Here is a 17,930-nt window from a genome sequence, read left to right as displayed (position 1 = left end):
TCTTCAAGGACACCATCATGACCACCGCGCAGCGCCCCGGACGGCGCGCCTTCCTTACCCGTACCGCCGCGGGCGGCCTGGCCGCCGGCCTGGGCATCGCGCCCCAGGCGTTGCTGGCCGCGACTGCCCAGCCCGGCGCCGACGCCGGCCCCGCCCGCAAAGGCGGCACCCTGGTCGCCAGCTGGGGCGGCCTGGAGCCCCAGGCCCTGTTCGTGCCCGGCGGCGGCGGGTCCAGCCCGTTCCAGACCGCGACCAAGATCCTGGAACGCCTGCTCAAGCTGGATGCCGACCTGAAGTTCCAGCCCGCGCTGGCCCTGTCCGTGACGCCCGCCGCAGACTTCCGCAGCTACACCATCAAGCTGCGCGAAGGCGTCACCTGGCACGACGGCGCGCCGTTCACGTCCGCCGACGTGGTCTACAACGTGCTGCAGCACTGGAAGCCGATTTCCGCCGGCATCGCGCTGAAGTCGCTGACCGGCGCGACCGCGACCGATCCGCTGACCGTGGTGCTGAACTTCGACGCACCGGTTCCGGAGTTCTTCCTGAAATCCACCCTGGCCGGCCAGTTCCAGCTCTTGATACCCAAACACCTGTACGACGGCCGCGACATCATCACCAACCCGCTGAACAACACGCCGGTCGGCACCGGCCCCTGGAAGTACGGCAAGTGGGTGCGCGGCAGCCACGTCGAATACCTGCGCAACGACAGCTACTGGAATGCCGGCCAGCCCAACCTGGACCGCCTCATCATCCGCTGGTGGGGCGACCCCGCCACGCGCGGCGCCGCGCTGGAGACCGGCGAGCTGGGCCTGGCCTATTCCAACCCGGTGCCTGCCCGCGACATCGACCGCCTGCTCAAGACCGGCAAGGTGGTGGTGGACACGCGCGGCTACCAGAACTCGGCCTGGACCGTGACCGCCGAATTCAACCAGCGCCGCGACATCGTCAACCGCCGCGAGGTGCGCCAGGCCATCCTGCACGCCATCGACCGCCAGTTCATCGTCGACACCATCTACTACGGCCGCGGCAAGCCCGCCATCGCGCCGGTCTTCAGCAGCAACCCGCTGTTCTACACCGAGGACGTGCCGCGCTATCCGTTCGACCCCAAGAAGGCCGCCGCGCTGCTGGACGCCGCGGGCCTGCCGGTGAAGGACGGCAAGCGCTTCACCGTGAATCTGGTCGCCGCCGCCTGGTTCGAGGAGAACGCCAAGCTCGGCCAGTACCTGAAGCAGGCGCTGCAGGACGTGGGCATCGAGGTCAAGCTGGATTCCGTGGACCGCGCCACGGCGCTCAAGCGCATCTATGGCGACTACGACTACGACATCGCCGTCTCCAACTTCACCTCGCCGCTGGAACTGGTGCCCACTGTCACCCAGTTCTACACCACCGACGGCATCGTCAAGGGCGCCGCCTTCCGCAACGCCACCGGCTACTCCAACCCGGAAATGGACGCGCTGGTCGCCAAGCTGACCCAGGAGACCGCCCCGGACGCGCGCCGAACGCTTGCGCACCAGTTCGCCCGCCTGGCCTCGACCGACGTGCCGCACGTGCCGCTGGTGGAAATCCAGTCGTTCACGCTGGCCGGCAAGAACGTGCGCAACTTCACCACCGGCGCCAACGTCCAGGGCGAAACCCTGGCCGACGTCTGGCTGCAGGCCTGAGGCGCACGCATGCCGATCCGACTGATCTTGCGCCGGCTGGCCCAGGCCGTCCCGCTGCTGCTGGGCGTGGTGGTGCTGAACTTCGCGCTCATCCAATCCGTGCCCGGCACCTTCCTGGACGTGATGACGGCCGAGCAGCAGGTCACCGACCCGGCGCTCATCGAGCGCCTGCGCGTGACCTACGGCATGGACCAGCCGCCCGCCGTGCAGTTGCTGAAGTACATAGGCTCCGTGGCGCGCGGCGATCTGGGCTATTCCTACCGCCACAACCTGCCCGTGCTGGACGTGATCCTGGCGCACCTGCCAGCCACGCTGCTGCTGATGGGCGCAAGCCTCGCCATCGCGGTGCTGGTGGGCATGGCGGCCGGCATCGTGTCGGCCGTCAAGGTCAACACCTGGTGGGACAGCGCGGTGTCGGTGTTCGCCGTGCTGTGCTTTGCCGCGCCCAGCTTCTGGCTGGGCATCATGCTGATCGTGCTGTTCTCGGTCAAGCTGGGCTGGTTTCCGGTGGGCGGCATGGTGACCATCGGCCTGTCCGGCGGCGCCTGGCGCCAGGCGCTGGATGTGCTGCACCACCTGGCATTGCCGGCGCTGGCCCTGGGGCTGTTCTATTCCGCCGCCTATGCCCGCGTGATGCGCGCCTCGATGCTGGAAGTCAGCCGCATGGAGTTCGTGCGCACCGCGTACGCCAAGGGCCTGACGCGCAGCGCCGTGGTCCTGCGCCACGTGCTGCGCAACGCCTTCCTGCCCATCGTGACGCTGCTGGGCCTGCAGCTGGGCGCGGTGCTGGGCGGCAGCATCGTGGTCGAGGCGGTGTTCAGCTGGCCCGGCATCGGCGCCGTGCTGTTCGACAGCGTCATGAGCCGCAACTATCCCGTCGTCCTGGGCATCCTGGTGCTCAGCTCTTTCGTGGTGATCATCGCCAACATCGCCGTCGACCTGATCTACACGCGGCTGGACCCGCGCATCAAGGCTGCCTGACATGTCCGCATCCCCTACCCTCGCTACTGCCCTGCCTGCGGCATCCCCCCACGGCCGCGCCTCGTTCGCCGCGCGCTTTGCGCGCAACCGGGGCGCCGTCGCGGGCGCCGCGCTGCTCGTCCTGGTCGCCTTCCTGGCGGTGGGCGCCGGCTGGCTATATCCCACAGACCCGCTGCGCATCGTCGGCGCGCCGGAGATCTGGCCGTTCGAGTCCTGGCGTCATCCGCTGGGCACCGATTCCATGGGACGCGACATCGCCGCCATGATCGCCCACGGCGCGCGCGCCACCCTGCTGATCGGCCTGGTGGCCGCAGCCACCGCCACGCTGATCGGCGTGAGCGTGGGCGCGGCCGCGGCCTGGGCCGGCGGCTGGGTCGACGAGGGCCTGATGCGCGTGGCCGAACTGTTCCAGATCATTCCCAACGTCGTGTTCGTGCTGACGGTGGTGTCCATCCTGGGGCCGCGCATCGAACACATCACACTGGCCGTAGGGTTGGTGTCCTGGCCGCCCATCGCGCGCCTGACCCGGGCCGAGTTCCTGTCCTTCAAGGAACGCGAGTTCGTGCAGGCCTGCCGCGCGCTGGGCATGAGTCCGTTGCGCATCGTCGCCGCGGAAATCCTGCCCAACGCCCTGCCTCCCGTCATCGTGATGTCCTCGCTGGTCGTGGCCGGCGCCATCCTCTACGAATCGGTGGTGTCCTTCCTGGGCCTGGGCGACCCCAACATCGCGAGCTGGGGCCGGCTGGTCGGCGAAGGCCGCAGCCTGATCCGCTCTTCCTGGTACATCTGCGCCGTGCCGGGCGTGGCCATCATGCTGGCCGTGCTCTCGTTGAACCTGGTCGGCGACGGCCTGAACGACGCGCTCAATCCCAAGCTGCAAAAGCGCTGAGCCGCATTCTTTCCGGAAAATTCCATGACGCATTCCCTGCTCAATCTGGGCCATCTGGCCGACCCGGAACTGTCTTCCGATCTGCCCGCCATCATCGACCTGCGCCAGTCCGACACGCCGCGGCATTACACCCACGCCCAGGTCCGCCTGCTGGCGGGCGGCGTGGCCGCCTGGCTGTCCGCGCGCGGCCTGGCGCCGGGCAGCCGCGTCGCCATCGCCGCGCTGAACCGGGCCGAGTACCTGATCGCCTATTTCGGCATCATGCGGGCGGGCTACGTGGCTGTTCCCGTCAACATCAAGCAGTCGCAAGAGAACATCGACTATGTACTGCGCGACGCCGGCATCGCGCTCGCACTGGTGGACGGCCCGCGCCGCGCCGCCTTCGAAGCCAAGGTGCCGGTGCTGGACTTCGACGACGCCGGTCCGCAAGGCTTTGCCGCGCAGATCGCGCCCACGGACTTCGGCTTCGTCACGCCGCAGGCCGACGACATCGCGCAGATGCTGTACACCTCGGGCTCCACCGGCAAGCCCAAGGGCGTGCCGCTCACGCATCGCGGCCAATTGTGGGCGCTGGCTGCCACCTCCGCCGCCGTCGTCGCCCGCGCCGGCGTGCAGGAACGATACCTGCTGGCCCAGCCGCTATTCCACATGAACGGCCTGTTCATGGCCAAGCGCGCCTTCGCCAGCAACAGCCTGCTGGTGATCCAGCCATCATTCGACGTCCCCGCCTATGCCGACGCGCTGGAGCGTTACCGCATCTCCGTCCTGACCGCCGTGCCCACCATGTTCGCGCGACTGGTCAAGGACCCCGCGCTGCTGCAAGGACGCGACCTGTCGGCGCTGAGCCGCGTCATGCTGGGCTCGGCCCCCATGACCGTGGCGCTGCTGGAACGCATCCAGCGCGCCCTGCCCGGCGTGCGCGTGACCCACGGCTACGGCACCACCGAGGCCGGCCCCGCCGTGTTTGGCCCGCATCCCGACGGGCTGCCCACGCCCGCGCTGGCGCTGGGCTACCCGCTCGATCCCGCCCAGGTGCGGCTCGCTGACGGTCCTGGCCCGGACCAGGGCGTGCTGCTGATGAAGAACCCCGCAGTGCTCGCCGGCTATCACAACCTCCCGGAAAAGAGCGCACAGGTGCTCAAGGACGGCTGGTACTACAGCGGCGACGTGCTGCGGCGCGACGCCGACGGCTTCTATTACTTCGTGGGCCGCGCCGACGACATGTTTGTCTGCTCGGGCGAGAACATCTATCCCGTCGAGGTCGAGAAACTGCTGGAATCGCACCCCGACGTGCGCCAGAGCTGCGTGGTGCCCTTGGCCGACGAGGAACGCGGCCATATCCCCGTCGCCTTCGTCGTGCGCCGCGACGACAGCCGACTGCATGCCGATGCGCTCAAGCGCCACGCGCTCGAGCACGGCCCCGCCTACCAGCATCCGCGGCGCATCCGCTTCGTGGATGAACTGCCCTGGGCCGGCACCAACAAGATCGACCGCAACGCGCTGCTGCTTGCCGCGCGCGAACTGGAAGCGCAGCATGCGTGGACCCAACCCGAAACGGAAACGGCATGAGCCAGACTGAATTCCCCGACAGCCTCGTGGGCAAAACCGCGCTCGTGACCGGCGCCAGCCGCGGCATCGGCCGCGCCATCGCGCTGGCCCTGGGCCGGCGCGGCGCGCGCGTCGCCGTGCACTACAACAGCGCTGGCGATGCCGCCGACGAGGTCGTGCGCCAGATCCAGGCAGCTGGCGGCCAAGCCTGGGCCTTGCAGGCCGACCTGGCGCTGGCGGACGCCGCCGCAGCATTGGCGCGGGACTTGCGCGCCTCGCTCAAGGAACGCTACGCCGACGACGGCCTGGACATCCTGGTCAACAACGCCGGCGTGGGCCTGCGCGCCCGCCTGCCGGAAGTCACTCCTGACGCGTTCGACCGGGTGCTGCAGGTCAACCTGAAGACCTCCTTCTTCCTGATCCAGCAGACCCTGCCTTTCCTGCGCGACCATGGCCGCATCGTCAACGTGTCCTCCATGGGCACGCGCGCCGCCTATCCTGAAATGAGCGTCTACGCGCCGGCCAAGGCTGGGCTGGAAGCGCTGACCCTGCTGCTGGCGAGCGAATTGGGCGCACGCGGCATTACCGTGAACGCTGTCCTGCCCGGCGCCACGGCCACGGACCTCAATGCCCGCGCACGCGATCCGGAGCAGAGCAAGGTCATCGCCCAGACGATTGCATTGGGGCGCGTGGGGCAGCCTGAGGACATTGCGGACATCGTCGCCTTTCTGGCGTCGCATGAGGGGCGCTGGATCACGGGGCAGCGTATTGATGCGACGGGCGGGCAGCGGCTGTAGGATTGGCTGGCCGCATCATCGTTGATCGGCAGCGCATGTTCCGCTCGAAGCAAGCCCAAGCATTCCCAAGTCAAATACCGACCCAAAAACGGTCGTAGACATGCTCAGGGATATCCCTGAAAATCGCCAATTCTCCGGGAGTCAGAGTAAGGGAATGAGGTGGAAATTCCAGAGCTTGAGCAAATCGACGCCGTATTATCGGGCCGCGTGTGGAACTTGGTCCATCGCTACTGTGGTGGCGCCTGGAGCCGTCTGCCACCGAGTTGGACTGTTTCGTTTTCGGAAATTTCTGCGGAAGCTCGGCGGCGCGGCTTGGGCTGCTTTATCACTACGAAGCCAAACGATGATGGCAATTGGCTAGTGGAAGCTGCGTCAGGCTACGCAATCTTGTACCTGGAACGAGGCCTCCGAAGGACGATCCACGGAGAATTCAGCCACCTTGAACAGGCATTTGAAGCCTGGCTGGAACTTGAAATGAGGTTTCATCTACTTCCGATATTCCGATAGGTGCCCGTGGATGTACGACGCCTGTCGAAGTATCGCCGTTATGCGTCGACCCGTTTTTCCCCCAAAGAAACGCCGAGGCGTTATCCCAGCGCCCGGACATGCTGATCAACAATGCAAGCGTAGGCCTGCGCGGCCACCTGCCGGTGGACGCGTTCGATTGGGCACTCCAAGTCAACCTGAAGATCCCCTTTCTTGATCCAGCAAGCCCTGCCCGTCCTGCGCGATCATGGGCGCATTGTCAACGTGTCCTCCATGAGCACCTGCAGCGCATATCCGGAAATACGCGAATACCCGCCGGCCCGGCCACCAAGGTGCCGGCCATGTGGACAATCGCCATACTGAATACCGGCTAGTGCACGTCCCGAGATAGGCGACTGCCTTGCCAGCTTCCAAAGCTCGACGAACTCGAACGTTCAGCGCTAAAGTCAACGTCATCGCCACGACGTTCAGGCCGGCGATCCGCGTCACACTTGCTGTTCCGAAAACCGTTGGCGAGCGGTGCAACGCACCCGAACGAGTACGGAAAAATACGCATGAAGCGCAAAAAGAAGTCGGCGCCAACCGCCGCTGTGGTGCCCGCGAGCCTTCCGGCAGAGCTGCTTAGCCAGCTCCGCGGCATGCAATTCGGCTTGATCATGCTCTCGATCGCGATCTTCGTCGGCGTTGTAAATAGCCAATTCCATAAGCTGAACACCGCGCTGACACAAGCCCTTCAGATCCGGGAGGTCATGAGCCGCTGGCCTGCCCTACGACAGCAGATTTACCTGGACTCGATCATTCCAGTGGCAGGCGACTTTGCATCGCTTAGTGCAATCGGAGTGATGCAGATGAACAATCCTCCCCCAATTGAGCTGTGGTTTCAGGGGTACGCGGAACTGCAGCCCGAGCAGCTGTGGGCATACGCAGCTTGGCAATTTGACGCCGACTTGTCTTTGTCCAACCGCTCGCTTGCAAGCTTCGAGGATCTTTGGGATGCACTACGACGCGGCGTGGTCGTCTCGGGCCCCAACATAAAGTTCCCAAGCAACATCCAGGAAAGGAACTGTAAGGTGCGGGTTCGCCGCTCGTTCTCTGGTGTTGAAGCCGATTCCTACATCCACAGCATGTGCTTCAAGGCACGATCGGAACCACCCGACGATGACTATCCGCCGGCATCGACACGCTTGAGCAAGCCTCATGCACCTTCCGGGGTTGACAAGAATCAGGTAATCGACCTGATCCTGGAACTCGGGCCTACACGTTATGAGCCCAGGCGCGACGTGCAAATCACCATTCCGTTCGAGCTTGTGCAGGCGCCCATCGACCCATACGCACTCCAAAAAATGTATCCGGCATGGCGCAGCGGCACATACGCCGCCGCGTTTCATGAGTTGGCGGAAGTCTCCGACGGCTTTCAGGATTTTGATATTGACGAGGCAATTCAGCGCGTGAAGGCTCTTCACTCCGCAAGCGACCAGGCAGTAGATCTATTTGGCCTCAAGCTGCCCCGTGAGGGTGCGATTTTTGGGGCTATGGTCATTTTGGCTTGCGTGCAAGCGTACTTCCTGATTCTTCTCCATGACTTGCTCAGGCGTATTCAAAAGTCAAACCAAAAACCGGATCACGCAGCATGGTTCGGACTACATCCTTCGGCCAGCATGCTGGCGGCGACTCTGATTTCTGCCGCCGCCCTGCCATTGTCCGCAGCAGCGGCTCTCGCCTGGACACTAGAAAAAGTCAATCCGGCCGCGCTCGCGGCAGCCTTCATCTCGGCCTGCCTGAGCCTCTTCGTTGGACTGGCGCTTTGGCGGCTGCACCGGTTCATTCGAACGCTGAACTAGGTCAGCGGGCCATGTTGCGCCTTGGCGACCGCGCCTTTGCAGAGTCATGCATGTGGCCCATTCAAGATGCGCTCATATTGAATGAGATCTTCCGCTGAGAAACAGCAGAAGATCACCTCCCGTATGGATGAGTCCTCAGCCAGGCTTTCGCGGACGCTTGCGACGGCCACCTCTGTCGCCCGCTCAATAGGATACCCATATATCCCCGTGCTGATGCTGGGGAACGCAATCGACTTGACCGCTCTTTCTTGCGCCAGCTCGATGCATCCGCGATAACAGCTGGCCAGCAGCGCCGGTTCTCCGCCATCCCCGCCCCGCCACACCGGCCCCACCGTATGAATGATGTATTGAGCGGACAGGCGATAGGCCTTGGTCACCTTCGCGTCCCCCGTCTTGCAACCGCCCAGCAATCTGCATTCGTGCACTAGATCCGGGCCCGCCGCGCGATGGATGGCGCCATCGACGCCGCCGCCGCCCAGCAATGAGGAGTTCGCGGCATTCACGATGGCGTCCACCTCGAGCTTCGTGATGTCTGAACGGATTGCGCGCAGGGTTGTGGCCATGATTTTGCTCCTTGAGGTACGAACGCCGTCGCCGCGGCGCATTTGCAGGGCGATCTTCCTGGCAGCAAGTTTGAGGAACTCGTCACGTCTGCTGGCGGCAACGGACCGGGATTATGGTGCCAGTCTACAATTCCGCCCACTTCATGTGCTCAAACTTGCAGGCTGCCGAGCCTTCCCCCATGCAACGACGCCTTCTGAATGCCCTGTTGATTGCCCTCCTCGTCAGCTTCGGCCTACATGGCGGCCCGACGCAAGCCCAGGCCCAATCGACGCCCAAGATGCAATCTGGCGAGGGTCGCCCATACGAAATCGCCGATAGCGAAGTCTGGGACGTGCCCGATCCCGTGTCGGGCCGCGGCTATCAGGTCTACGTCGCCTTGCCGCCGTCCTATGCGAAGCAGCCGCAACGGCGCTACCCCGTGCTTTATGTTACCGACGCCGACTATGCCTTCCCTATCATCCGGCAGTTGGCGCGCCGCCTGAACGTGGAAGGACCGCGGATCGAGGAGTTCATTCTTGTCGGCCTGTCATATGGCAAAGGCGAGGATGGCGGAGTCAGCCGCCAGCGCGACTACACGCCTACACCGAACGGCCCAAGCACCGCGCCGGCCAATGCGGTCCATGGTCAGGCGCGGGCCTATCAAGCGTATCTGCGCGATCAGGTAAAGCCTTACATCACCGCCCGCTACCGGACCGACCCGGCCAGAGCCCTCTTTCTCGGCCACTCCTATGGGGCGCTGCTGGGGACGCAGATCCTGTTCACCGAGCCCGGCATGTTCAACGGCTATGTCCTCGGCAGCCCGTCCCTCTGGTACGACAAAAGGCATGCCTTGAAGCTGGAAGCGGGCTATGCCCAGCAGCATCGGGACCTGACGGCGAATGTCTTTCTTTATGTTGGCGCCTACGAAGCCCTGCGCAAAGGCGACCGGCGCTACAACCAGACGGTGGACATGGTCGCCGACAACCGGGCGCTGGAGGCGGCGCTGCAAAGCCGGAAATATCCAGGTTTGAAACTGAAGTCCGTGGTCCTGAATGACGAGGACCATCTCACCGTGGCGCCGCGTGGCTTTATGCAGGCCTTGAGATATCTGCTGCCGGTGCGTTGACCTAATACAGAGATCCAACCTGCACCAGCCCTAGATCGCAGGCCCCTTCAGTTCGATCTGATTGCCGTCGGGATCAAAGCAATAGATCGAAAGTCCCTCGCCTTCCGCGCCATATCGCATCACGGCCTTGTCCGCCGTAATGCCGAAAGTTCGCAGATGCTCGAGGATGGCCGTTTCATCGAATGGATCGACGCGAAGACAGAAGTGGTCCAGGTTGTGCCGGTCTTTCCCTGGCGCTGCCCCGCCCGCGGCGCCCAGAGGCCCCTGCACATCCACCAGATCGATCATGGAACCGCCGGCGCTCAGATGGATCATTGCGTACTCATCGTTCTTCTTCTTGATCTCGCAGCCCAGTACTTTCGTATAGAAGTCCACGCTACGCGTCAGGTCCTGAACCCTGAGCACGACATGGTCCAAGTGCTTGATCTGAAATACCGGCATGATGATCCTCCTTGGAGCGAAAGTGCGCATCAGGATACGAGGATTCTTAGTCTACCGTGCCGCGCTTGGGATAGTAGCGGCGCCCTCGCCCGCAGACTCCCGCGGCGCCCCTAGAACCGATCGAGCTTCAGCCCAGCCGCCAGATAATCAATAAAAGCCCGCACCTTGGCAGGCGGAAGCCTGTGCTCCTGCCAAAGCACGTGTATGGGCACAGGCTTGGACTCGAACGCTTCGAGTATGACCTCCACCTGCCCCGCATCCAGCAGGTGCCTGATCTGCCATAGCGGCGAATAGCCGATGCCGAGTCCGGCGCTGACCGCGGAATAGATCGCCGCCATCGTGTTGGTCCGGAACGGACCCCGCACCCCGACGCTGCGCCGCTTGCCGTCTATCTCAAAGGCCCACTGCCCCGAGCGTTGATCGAGAGTCCTGACAATGCAGGCGTGCTGCCGCAGGTCCGAAGGATGCGCGGGACGGCCATACTGTTCGAAATAGGAAGGCGCTCCGAATACGACTCTGCGCAAGGCTCCCAATCGTCTTCCCTGCAAGCCGGAATCCGGCAGGTCTGCGATGCGCACGACCAGATCGAGGCCTGCGGCGGACAGGTCGACAAAGGTATCCGTCAATTGCAGATCGACTTCCATCTGCGGGTATGCGCGCATGTACTGCGCGATGATCGGAACCAGGAAGTCCGGCCCGAACAGTACCGGCGCGCCGACACGCAATATGCCCGACGGCGCGGCTCGGCGGTCTGCAACCTCCAGCCGGGCCTCGCCTATTTCCTCCATCGCCGGTTTGACCCGCCGGAAGAACGCCTCGCCGGCTTCGCTGAGCGAGCAATGCCGCGTGGTGCGATGGACCAGTTGCACGCCGACGTCCTCTTCCAGCGCGGCAAGAGAACGGCTGACGGCCTGTAGCGAGCGGTTGAGATGGCGTGCGGCTTTCGTCAGACTTCCCGTTTCAGCGATGTGGATGAACGCTTCCAGGTCTTCGAGGCGGCTCATTATTTATCTCGTATAACGTGATTCACATTCATATTTAACAAGCATTGTTCCACTAATCGGTAGAAAATACACTGCCTTCGTACCCGCATGCATGCGAAGGAGAAACCCTGTGAACGGCACTCAGCCCATCGTTTTGGTCGTTGGAACCACCGGCAAATTCGCCGGCCTGGTCGTTCCCGAATTGCAGCGGCGCAAGGTCGCGATCCGGGCGCTCGTCCGCGACGAAACACGCGCCGCTCAGGCCCGCTCGCTGGGAGCGACCGAGACCGCCATCGGTGACCTCCGCGACGTCGACAGCCTCGCAGCCGCAACGCAAGGTGTGGACGGCGTCTTTCATATCGGCCCCGCGTTCACCGCAGACGAAGCGCCCATGGGCGTTGCCCTGGTCGACGCGGCCAAGCGCAGCGGCGTGAGGAGGTTCGTCTTTTCATCGGTCATCCAGCCAACGAACGTGCGACTGGCCAATCACGCCAGCAAGATCCCGGTGGAGGACGCGCTCTACTCGTCGGGACTGGAATACACAATCCTGCATCCCGCGAACTTCATGCAGAACATCGGTTTGGCCTGGCCGTCGATCCGCGACCATTCCCGCTTCAGTGAGCCCTTTCCCAAAGACACGAGAATCGCCCGCGTGGACTATCGCGATGTGGCCGAGGTTGCCGCGATCGCCCTGACCGAGGACAGGCTGGCCTACGCGACCTTGGAGCTATGCGCCGGCATGTACAGCCGCATGGACATCGTGATGGCCCTGGCCGAGGAGCTGGGATCTCCGGTCACTGCATTGGAGCCCGGCTTCAGCGCGTGGGCGCAAGACGCGCGCCTGCCATATGGCGAACAGCAGTTGCTTCTTCTGTCCAAAGTCTTCGATCACTATCGGGCCTGCGGGCTTGGAGGAAACAGTCTTGTGCTGAAGGCTGCACTCGGACGGGATCCGCGTTCACTGCGCGAGTACGTCAAGGACCTGGTGGCCGAGAAACAAGCGGCGCGCGGCGGCAAGGAGTATTGAGATGGCTGACCATTCATCAAGCCCCACCCTGAAAAAGCTCCCGCGGCACTATGCCCCCGTTCTGATGCCGCTGGTTCTTTCCGTGTTCATGTCGGCCATCGTTTCAGCGGTGGCGACCGCCGCGAGCGTGGGCGTGGGTCCCGACTTTGTCCTCAACTGGCCCAGCGCCTGGGGAGCCTCGTGGATAGTGGCTTTTCCCAGCCTCTTGCTGCTGCTGCCTGTCGTGCGGCGGATCGTCGCCTGGATGGTGGTCCCGCCCTAAGCTGGCCCGCAAGCGCTGCGACGACCTGCGCCGGCAATGTCAACCGGCCGGCCACGCAAGCATCGCGGCATCAATGATCATGTTGAGCTTTTTCGCGCCCGCGCCATCGCGGGCCTGGATCGACAGGCCTTCAAGCACGGTCGTGTAGAAGGCGGCAAGCTGCCGGACATCGGCGGACGGCGCAAGGTCGCCCTCCGCAATGCCTTGCGCAAGCCGTTCCCTCAGCGTCGATTCTCCTTCCTCCCGATTTGCGGCAAGAAACGCACGCACGCTCTCGTTCTCAGGCGCGCCCAGCAGCGATGACAACACGATCATGCACCCACGCGGGCCCTCGTTGACCGCATAGGCGCGCGCGTTCGATCGCAGCATGGTTTCGACGGCCTCGCGGGCCGTCCGAGCTGCGCTGAGGCTCTGCGACGTCGCTCGCCCTTCGACGCGGTCGTAAAGTTCGACGGCCTGCCGGAAGATTTCCTCCTTGCAGCCAAAGGTCGCATAGAGGCTGGGCTTGTTGACGCCCGTGGCGCTGACCAGATCCTGGATCGAGGTGCCTTCATAACCTTGCGCCCAGAAGGTACGCATGGCCGCCAGCAAGGCCCGGTCCTTGTCGAACGCCTTCGGACGCCCGATTTTCGGCGCGGTGGCCGGTTTAGCTTGATTGCCAGAATTCACGTTTCAATTATCCGCAGGCCCGCCACGCCTATGCCTATCAAGCCCAGGAACAACAGCTTGGCCGATGACATGTGCTCGCCGAGCACCAATGTGCCGAAAACCGCCACGCCGAAAGCGCCTATGCCCACCCAGATGGCGTAAGCGGTGCCCACCGGCAGATGCTTCAGGGCCAAGGCCAGCAGGACAAGACTCAGCATGGCGACGCTTATGCCGATCAGGCTCGGCCAGAACCTCGTCAATCCGTCGGCCTGCTTCAGTGCCAATGCCCAGACGATTTCAAGCATGCCGGCCAGAACCAGGAAACCCCATGCCATCTGAATCCCCATTTCTGTTGGACTTCCCGCAGCCCTAGGCGGTGAAGCCGCCATCGATGGCGAGCGACGCGCCGGTGATGAATTGGCTCTCGGCCCCCGCAAGATAAGCCACGGCTGCGGCAATTTCCTCGGGTTCGGCGTAGCGTTTGACCGCCATGAGTTCCAGCTCGGCGGCTACCGCCGGACCATCGGCAGGATTCATATCGGTGTCAGTCGATCCCGGATCGACGATGTTGACCGTGATGCCGCGGCCGCCGACCTCCCGAGCCAGGCCCTTGGTGAATCCGATGAGCGCCGACTTGCTCATCGCGTAGAGCGTCACGCCCCCATAAGGCACGCGTTGCGCGAAGCAGGAGCCGATGGAAATGATGCGTCCGCCGGTCCCCATATGAGCCAGCGCGGCCTGCGAGGCCACGAATACCGCCTTGGCGTGGATCGCCAGGGTGTCGTCGATTTCCTCGAGCGTGGCGTCCTCGACAGGCCCGAAGGGGAACACGCCGGCGCTATTGACCAGTATGTCCAGCCTGCCCAGTTTCCCGGCAGTCTGCTCCACCGCCGTCCGGACGGCGGCCGGATCGCGGCTGTCCGTCCTGATGGCCAGGACCCTGGCGCCGATTGCGCCAAGTTCCTGGGCGTAGTCTTTCGCGGTCTGATCCGACCTGGCATAGGTGAAGGCGACATCGGCGCCCCGTTCCGCGAACCTGCGAACGATAGCGGCGCCGATGCCACGCGTGCCCCCGGTGACCAGCGCAACCTTGCCTTGGAATTCCATCGCCGAGCTCCTTTTATACCGATCGGTTCAAAAGATGCTACGCGCAGCGGAATTCGTCGTCAAGCATCACTTCCCGCGGATATACCCATCCCGCGTCTGCGGCAGCTTCATCCCAAGCACGGCGGAAGCGACCTGGGTGCGCAGGATCTGCGCGGTGCCGCCCGCGATGGTGAACATGCGCGCATCGCGCACATGGCGTTCCATCGGCAGGTCGCGTCCATAGCCGGACGATCCATGCAGCTGCAAGGCGTCGTTGGTCACGCGCTGCGCCGTTTCGGCCGCGTAGATCTTGGCCTGCGCGGCCAGCGACAGGTCCGGAAAGCCAAAGGTCCGCGCCGTGCCGCTGCTTGCGGCCGCATGCAGCATGTGCCGCGCCGCATTCAACTGGATGGCCATGTCGGCGACCATCCACTGCAAGCCCTGGAACTCCGCTATCGGCCGGCCGAACTGCTGGCGCTGCTTGACGTAGTCGACGGCTTCTTCAAAGGCGCCCTGCGCGATGCCCAACGCCACGGTGCCCGCGCCCACGCGCTGGGCGTTGTAGGCTTGCATCAGCCCGGCAAAGCCGCGCTTCAAGCCCTCCGGCGGAACCACCAGCATGGACTTGTGCACCTTGAGATCCCGGAACGCGATGTAGGTCTCGGGTATACCCCGCACGCCCATGGCGTAGGAACGCTTGGCGATCTCCAGGCCATCGTCCGCGGCGTCCGGTTCGCGCACGTGGATGAAGGCGCCTATGCCCAGATCCGCGCCGTCGTCGAACACGCGCGCAAAGATCAGGTGCAGGCGAGACACCCCGCCCCCGGTGATCCAGTATTTCTCGCCGTTGATGAGGTAATCGTCGCCCTGACGGACTGCGCAAGTGCCCATTTCGCTGGCCGCGCTGCCGGCCTGGGGTTCCGAGATGCAGATGGCGGGCTTGTCGCCAGCCAATACACACTCGGCGGCCAGCGCCTTCTGTTCATGGGTGCCGTACTGCATGATGGCGCCGATCGCGCCCATGTTGGCTTCGACGGTGATGCGCCCCATGGTGGCGCAAGCCTTGGCCATTTCCTCCACGACCAGGACTGTATCCAGATAGCTTAGGCCCCGCCCACCGTACTCGCGCGGGATCGTCATGCCCATGAAGCCGTTTTCGCGCAGTTGACGGACGTTGTCCCAGGGATACTGCTCGGATTGGTCGGTGGCTGCGGCTGTCGGTTTGAATACGGTCTGCGCCAGTTCGCGCGCGCGCTGCTGCAGCGCCAATTGCTCTTGGGAAAGTTCAGTCATGGTTCATCCTTGCTACGTGCAAAACTCCGGCCGGGCCATTTGGCCCGCCGGCATCAACCCACCTTGATATCCGCGCGCCGCGCCACCTCGGCCCAGCGTTCGACTTCGCTGCGCGTGAGCGCGGCCAGTTCCTGCGGCGTGCCGCCGCCCGCATCCGCGCCCAGTGCGATCCACCGCTGCACGAAAGCCGGGTCGGCGAATGCCGCGTTGACCGCCGCATTGAGCACGCGCACCACGTCTGCGGGCGTGGACGGCGGCGCATAGATGCCATACCAGCTGGTCGCGTCGTAATTGGCCGCGCCGCTCTCCGCCGCCGTGGGCACCTCGGGCAAGCTGGGTGAACGGACCTTCGACGTCACCGCGATGGCGCGCACGCTGCCCGCCCGGATGTGCTGGATGGCCGAAGGCATGGTTTCGAACATCATGTGGACGTTCCCGGCAATGATGTCCACGATCGCCGGCGCGGAACCGCGATATGGCACGTGCATCATCTGGGTGCCCGTGACGTTCTTGAAGTATTCGGCCATCAGGTGCTGCATGGTACCCGCGCCCGGCGTGGCATAGCTGTACTTGTCCGGGTTGGCCTTCAGCAGCGCCACCAGCTCCTGCACATTCTGCGCGGGCAGATCCTTGTTGACGATCAGCGCATGGTTGACGCGCCCCAGAAAGCCCACCGCCGTCATCTCGCGGATGTCGTATCCCAGCTTCGGATACACGGACTGGGCGATCGCGTGATGCACCGCCCCGAACAGGATTGCGTAGCCGTCGGGTCGGGCCTTGGCCACGGCGTCAGCGCCCAGCGTGCCGCCGGCGCCGCCGCGGTTTTCCACGATGACCGACTGGGCCAGGCTGGCGCGCATCGGCTCGGCCAGCTGCCGCGACAGGATGTCCACGGTTCCGCCCGGTGCATAGGGCGCGACCAGCCTGATGCTCTGCGACGGGTACTTGCCCTGCGCGAATGCGCGGCTCAACGGTGTCAATGCGGCCAGCGCCAACAACTGTCTCCTATCCATGCCTCTCTCCTCTTGTATCCGCCGTCGTCGCAGCGGTGTTGTCTAAGGTGTGTGATGTCAGCCCGCCGTCCAATCGCGCAGGATCTGCTGCGCATGCTCGTTCAGGCGCGGCGGCGGCCTGCGATACGACACCGGCGTGGCGGAGAGCTTGAGCGGGTTCGCCAACAGGTTGAGCTCGCCGCCTTGCGCCCACGCGCAGGGCATGCGCAACTGCGCGCCGCGGGCCTGGACGTGCGGGTCGCTGAACACATCGCGCAAATCGTTGACGGGGCCGCAAGGCACGCCCACGGCTTCCAGCTGTTCCAGCCAGGTTTTCCTGGAGCGCAAGGCCAGAGCGTCCTGTACCCGTTGGCAAAGTTCGGCGCGGTGGGCGACGCGGGCCGCATTGGAGGCGTAGCGCTCGTCGTCCGCCAGCCCGGCCAGGCCTGCAACCTCGCAGAAACGCCGGAACTGCGCATCGTTGCCGACGGCAAGAATCATGGGACCGTCCGCCGCGTCGAATACCTGGTAAGGCACGATGTTCGGGTGGCCGTTGCCCAGGCGCGCGGGCAGCTCCTGCTGTGCCAGGTAGTTGGTTCCAGCGTTTACCAGCCAGGCGATCTGGCTGTCCAGCAGCGAGATGTCGATGTGCTGCCCCTGACCGGTCAGGTCGCGGTGGCGCAGCGCAGCCAGGATGCCGACGGCGGCATACATGCCGGTCATGACGTCGGCGATGCCCACGCCCACCTTCATGGGCGTGCCCTGCGGCTCGCCGGTAAGGCTCATGATGCCGCCCATGCCCTGGATCAAAAAGTCGTAGCCCGCGCGCTTGGCGTACGGACCCGTCTGCCCGAATCCGGTGATGGAGCAATAGACCAGGCGCGGGTATCTGCTCTTGAGCTGTTCATAATCCAGCCCATGCTTGGCCAGGCCGCCGACCTTGTAGTTCTCGACCAGCACGTCGGCATGGTCCAGCAACTGATGCAGCGCGTCCCGGCCGGCCTCGGTGGCGATATCCAGCGCGATCGACCGCTTGTTGCGGTTGGCGCTCAGGTAGTAGGCGCTTTCGGCGGTCGCGCGGCCGTCCTGGTCATTGATGTAGGGCGGCCCCCATTTCCGGGTGTCATCGCCTTCCTCCGGCTTTTCCACCTTGACCACGTCCGCGCCCAGGTCGCCCAGCAGCTGAGTCGCGCTCGGGCCCGCCAGGATGCGAGAGAGGTCCACGACACGCACGCCGCTGAGCGCGGAAGCTTCCACTGACTGCATACGCCTTCTCCATCAGAGTCGATCGATGCAGTCTAAAATTCGCAATCTTCACCTTCAATT

Annotated in this window: 19 protein-coding genes; 10 read left to right on the top strand and 9 right to left on the bottom strand. The window is 64.3% G+C overall.

The genetic code is table 11. The features are described 5' to 3' along the window. The first annotated feature begins 17 nt into the window (after window positions 1-17). The 7 genes from AC1RHV_RS02465 (at window position 18) to AC1RHV_RS02435 (ending at window position 8,203) form a co-directional block, all read left to right on the top strand. Entirely contained in the window at window positions 18-1,661 is a 1,644-nt protein-coding gene (locus AC1RHV_RS02465; RefSeq protein WP_175213310.1) for an ABC transporter substrate-binding protein, read from the top strand. Between the two features lie 9 nt (window positions 1,662-1,670). Beyond that, window positions 1,671-2,642 (top strand): ABC transporter permease, encoded by a 972-nt coding sequence (locus AC1RHV_RS02460; RefSeq protein WP_192352063.1) that lies wholly within the window; start codon window positions 1,671-1,673, stop codon window positions 2,640-2,642. 1 nt (window position 2,643) lies between these two features. Continuing rightward, window positions 2,644-3,531: an ABC transporter permease gene (locus AC1RHV_RS02455; protein ID WP_054454630.1), complete on the top strand. Its 888-nt coding sequence runs from the start codon at window positions 2,644-2,646 to the stop codon at window positions 3,529-3,531. A gap of 24 nt (window positions 3,532-3,555) precedes the next feature. Beyond that, on the top strand, window positions 3,556-5,100 hold the full coding sequence (locus AC1RHV_RS02450) for a class I adenylate-forming enzyme family protein (protein WP_306651107.1): 1,545 nt from the start codon (window positions 3,556-3,558) through the stop codon (window positions 5,098-5,100). Further along, window positions 5,097-5,876 carry an SDR family oxidoreductase gene (locus AC1RHV_RS02445; protein ID WP_492299667.1) on the top strand — a complete coding sequence of 260 codons (780 nt, stop codon included), beginning with the start codon at window positions 5,097-5,099 and terminating at the stop codon, window positions 5,874-5,876. The genes AC1RHV_RS02450 and AC1RHV_RS02445 overlap by 4 nt, the downstream gene beginning before the upstream one ends. Window positions 5,877-6,481: 605 nt before the next feature. Continuing rightward, the gene (locus AC1RHV_RS02440) at window positions 6,482-6,736 is read left to right on the top strand and encodes a hypothetical protein (protein WP_175213306.1); all 255 of its coding nucleotides are present in this window, start codon (window positions 6,482-6,484) and stop codon (window positions 6,734-6,736) included. A gap of 180 nt (window positions 6,737-6,916) precedes the next feature. Continuing rightward, window positions 6,917-8,203: a hypothetical protein gene (locus tag AC1RHV_RS02435; RefSeq protein ID WP_192352061.1), complete on the top strand. Its 1,287-nt coding sequence runs from the start codon at window positions 6,917-6,919 to the stop codon at window positions 8,201-8,203. A gap of 44 nt (window positions 8,204-8,247) precedes the next feature. Here AC1RHV_RS02435 and AC1RHV_RS02430 read toward each other — a convergent pair whose 3' ends face one another. After that, window positions 8,248-8,766 (bottom strand): O-acetyl-ADP-ribose deacetylase, encoded by a 519-nt coding sequence (locus tag AC1RHV_RS02430; protein WP_492299666.1) that lies wholly within the window; start codon window positions 8,764-8,766, stop codon window positions 8,248-8,250. Window positions 8,767-8,945: 179 nt separating this feature from the next. On the opposite strand from AC1RHV_RS02430, the gene AC1RHV_RS02425 reads away from it, so the two are divergent. Continuing rightward, a complete protein-coding gene (locus AC1RHV_RS02425; RefSeq protein ID WP_225588723.1) occupies window positions 8,946-9,872 on the top strand; it encodes an alpha/beta hydrolase in 927 nt (308 codons plus the stop codon). A gap of 30 nt (window positions 9,873-9,902) precedes the next feature. Here AC1RHV_RS02425 and AC1RHV_RS02420 read toward each other — a convergent pair whose 3' ends face one another. Beyond that, window positions 9,903-10,313 carry a VOC family protein gene (locus tag AC1RHV_RS02420; RefSeq protein WP_175180878.1) on the bottom strand — a complete coding sequence of 137 codons (411 nt, stop codon included), beginning with the start codon at window positions 10,311-10,313 and terminating at the stop codon, window positions 9,903-9,905. A 110-nt stretch (window positions 10,314-10,423) separates the two neighbouring features. Beyond that, the gene (locus AC1RHV_RS02415) at window positions 10,424-11,317 is read right to left on the bottom strand and encodes a LysR family transcriptional regulator (protein WP_310535618.1); all 894 of its coding nucleotides are present in this window, start codon (window positions 11,315-11,317) and stop codon (window positions 10,424-10,426) included. Between the two features lie 109 nt (window positions 11,318-11,426). Between AC1RHV_RS02415 and AC1RHV_RS02410 the strand changes: the two genes are divergently transcribed. Beyond that, complete coding sequence (locus AC1RHV_RS02410) at window positions 11,427-12,323, top strand: NmrA/HSCARG family protein (RefSeq protein WP_492299665.1); 897 nt, start codon at window positions 11,427-11,429, stop codon at window positions 12,321-12,323. A 1-nt stretch (window position 12,324) separates the two neighbouring features. After that, on the top strand, window positions 12,325-12,585 hold the full coding sequence (locus AC1RHV_RS02405; protein WP_054454647.1) for a DUF2798 domain-containing protein: 261 nt from the start codon (window positions 12,325-12,327) through the stop codon (window positions 12,583-12,585). Between the two features lie 39 nt (window positions 12,586-12,624). Here AC1RHV_RS02405 and AC1RHV_RS02400 read toward each other — a convergent pair whose 3' ends face one another. The 6 genes from AC1RHV_RS02400 to AC1RHV_RS02375 all read right to left on the bottom strand — a co-directional run bounded on the left by AC1RHV_RS02400 (window position 12,625) and on the right by AC1RHV_RS02375 (window position 17,870). Continuing rightward, window positions 12,625-13,254, bottom strand: a complete 630-nt coding sequence (locus AC1RHV_RS02400; protein ID WP_054454649.1) for a TetR/AcrR family transcriptional regulator — start codon at window positions 13,252-13,254, stop codon at window positions 12,625-12,627. Continuing rightward, on the bottom strand, window positions 13,251-13,568 hold the full coding sequence (locus AC1RHV_RS02395; RefSeq protein ID WP_054454653.1) for a DMT family transporter: 318 nt from the start codon (window positions 13,566-13,568) through the stop codon (window positions 13,251-13,253). Before AC1RHV_RS02395 ends, AC1RHV_RS02400 begins: the two co-directional genes overlap by 4 nt. A 34-nt stretch (window positions 13,569-13,602) precedes the next feature. Continuing rightward, on the bottom strand, window positions 13,603-14,340 hold the full coding sequence (locus AC1RHV_RS02390; RefSeq protein ID WP_492299664.1) for an SDR family oxidoreductase: 738 nt from the start codon (window positions 14,338-14,340) through the stop codon (window positions 13,603-13,605). Window positions 14,341-14,406: 66 nt separating this feature from the next. After that, window positions 14,407-15,612: a 3-sulfinopropanoyl-CoA desulfinase gene (gene acdA / locus AC1RHV_RS02385; protein ID WP_492299663.1), complete on the bottom strand. Its 1,206-nt coding sequence runs from the start codon at window positions 15,610-15,612 to the stop codon at window positions 14,407-14,409. Between the two features lie 53 nt (window positions 15,613-15,665). After that, window positions 15,666-16,625, bottom strand: a complete 960-nt coding sequence (locus AC1RHV_RS02380) for a Bug family tripartite tricarboxylate transporter substrate binding protein (RefSeq protein ID WP_492299662.1) — start codon at window positions 16,623-16,625, stop codon at window positions 15,666-15,668. 57 nt (window positions 16,626-16,682) lie between these two features. Further along, window positions 16,683-17,870 carry a CaiB/BaiF CoA transferase family protein gene (locus tag AC1RHV_RS02375; RefSeq protein WP_192491819.1) on the bottom strand — a complete coding sequence of 396 codons (1,188 nt, stop codon included), beginning with the start codon at window positions 17,868-17,870 and terminating at the stop codon, window positions 16,683-16,685. Between the last annotated feature and the right edge of the window lie 60 nt (window positions 17,871-17,930).

The organism is Achromobacter sp. GW823-FHT04E03, from assembly GCF_058796095.1.
This window is presented reverse-complemented; position numbering and strand designations above follow the sequence as displayed.

Bases quoted from the DNA above. Each gene is read 5' to 3' on its own strand.
- AC1RHV_RS02465 (WP_175213310.1), top strand. From the start codon at position 18: ATGACCACCGCGCAGCGCCCCGGACGGCGCGCCTTCCTTACCCGTACC.
- AC1RHV_RS02460 (WP_192352063.1), top strand. From the start codon at position 1,671: ATGCCGATCCGACTGATCTTGCGCCGGCTGGCCCAGGCCGTCCCGCTG.
- AC1RHV_RS02455 (WP_054454630.1), top strand. From the start codon at position 2,644: ATGTCCGCATCCCCTACCCTCGCTACTGCCCTGCCTGCGGCATCCCCC.
- AC1RHV_RS02450 (WP_306651107.1), top strand. From the start codon at position 3,556: ATGACGCATTCCCTGCTCAATCTGGGCCATCTGGCCGACCCGGAACTG.
- AC1RHV_RS02445 (WP_492299667.1), top strand. From the start codon at position 5,097: ATGAGCCAGACTGAATTCCCCGACAGCCTCGTGGGCAAAACCGCGCTC.
- AC1RHV_RS02440 (WP_175213306.1), top strand. From the start codon at position 6,482: ATGCTGATCAACAATGCAAGCGTAGGCCTGCGCGGCCACCTGCCGGTG.
- AC1RHV_RS02435 (WP_192352061.1), top strand. From the start codon at position 6,917: ATGAAGCGCAAAAAGAAGTCGGCGCCAACCGCCGCTGTGGTGCCCGCG.
- AC1RHV_RS02430 (WP_492299666.1), bottom strand. From the start codon at position 8,766: ATGGCCACAACCCTGCGCGCAATCCGTTCAGACATCACGAAGCTCGAG.
- AC1RHV_RS02425 (WP_225588723.1), top strand. From the start codon at position 8,946: ATGCAACGACGCCTTCTGAATGCCCTGTTGATTGCCCTCCTCGTCAGC.
- AC1RHV_RS02420 (WP_175180878.1), bottom strand. From the start codon at position 10,313: ATGCCGGTATTTCAGATCAAGCACTTGGACCATGTCGTGCTCAGGGTT.
- AC1RHV_RS02415 (WP_310535618.1), bottom strand. From the start codon at position 11,317: ATGAGCCGCCTCGAAGACCTGGAAGCGTTCATCCACATCGCTGAAACG.
- AC1RHV_RS02405 (WP_054454647.1), top strand. From the start codon at position 12,325: ATGGCTGACCATTCATCAAGCCCCACCCTGAAAAAGCTCCCGCGGCAC.
- AC1RHV_RS02395 (WP_054454653.1), bottom strand. From the start codon at position 13,568: ATGGCATGGGGTTTCCTGGTTCTGGCCGGCATGCTTGAAATCGTCTGG.
- AC1RHV_RS02390 (WP_492299664.1), bottom strand. From the start codon at position 14,340: ATGGAATTCCAAGGCAAGGTTGCGCTGGTCACCGGGGGCACGCGTGGC.
- acdA (WP_492299663.1), bottom strand. From the start codon at position 15,612: ATGACTGAACTTTCCCAAGAGCAATTGGCGCTGCAGCAGCGCGCGCGC.
- AC1RHV_RS02380 (WP_492299662.1), bottom strand. From the start codon at position 16,625: ATGGATAGGAGACAGTTGTTGGCGCTGGCCGCATTGACACCGTTGAGC.
- AC1RHV_RS02375 (WP_192491819.1), bottom strand. From the start codon at position 17,870: ATGCAGTCAGTGGAAGCTTCCGCGCTCAGCGGCGTGCGTGTCGTGGAC.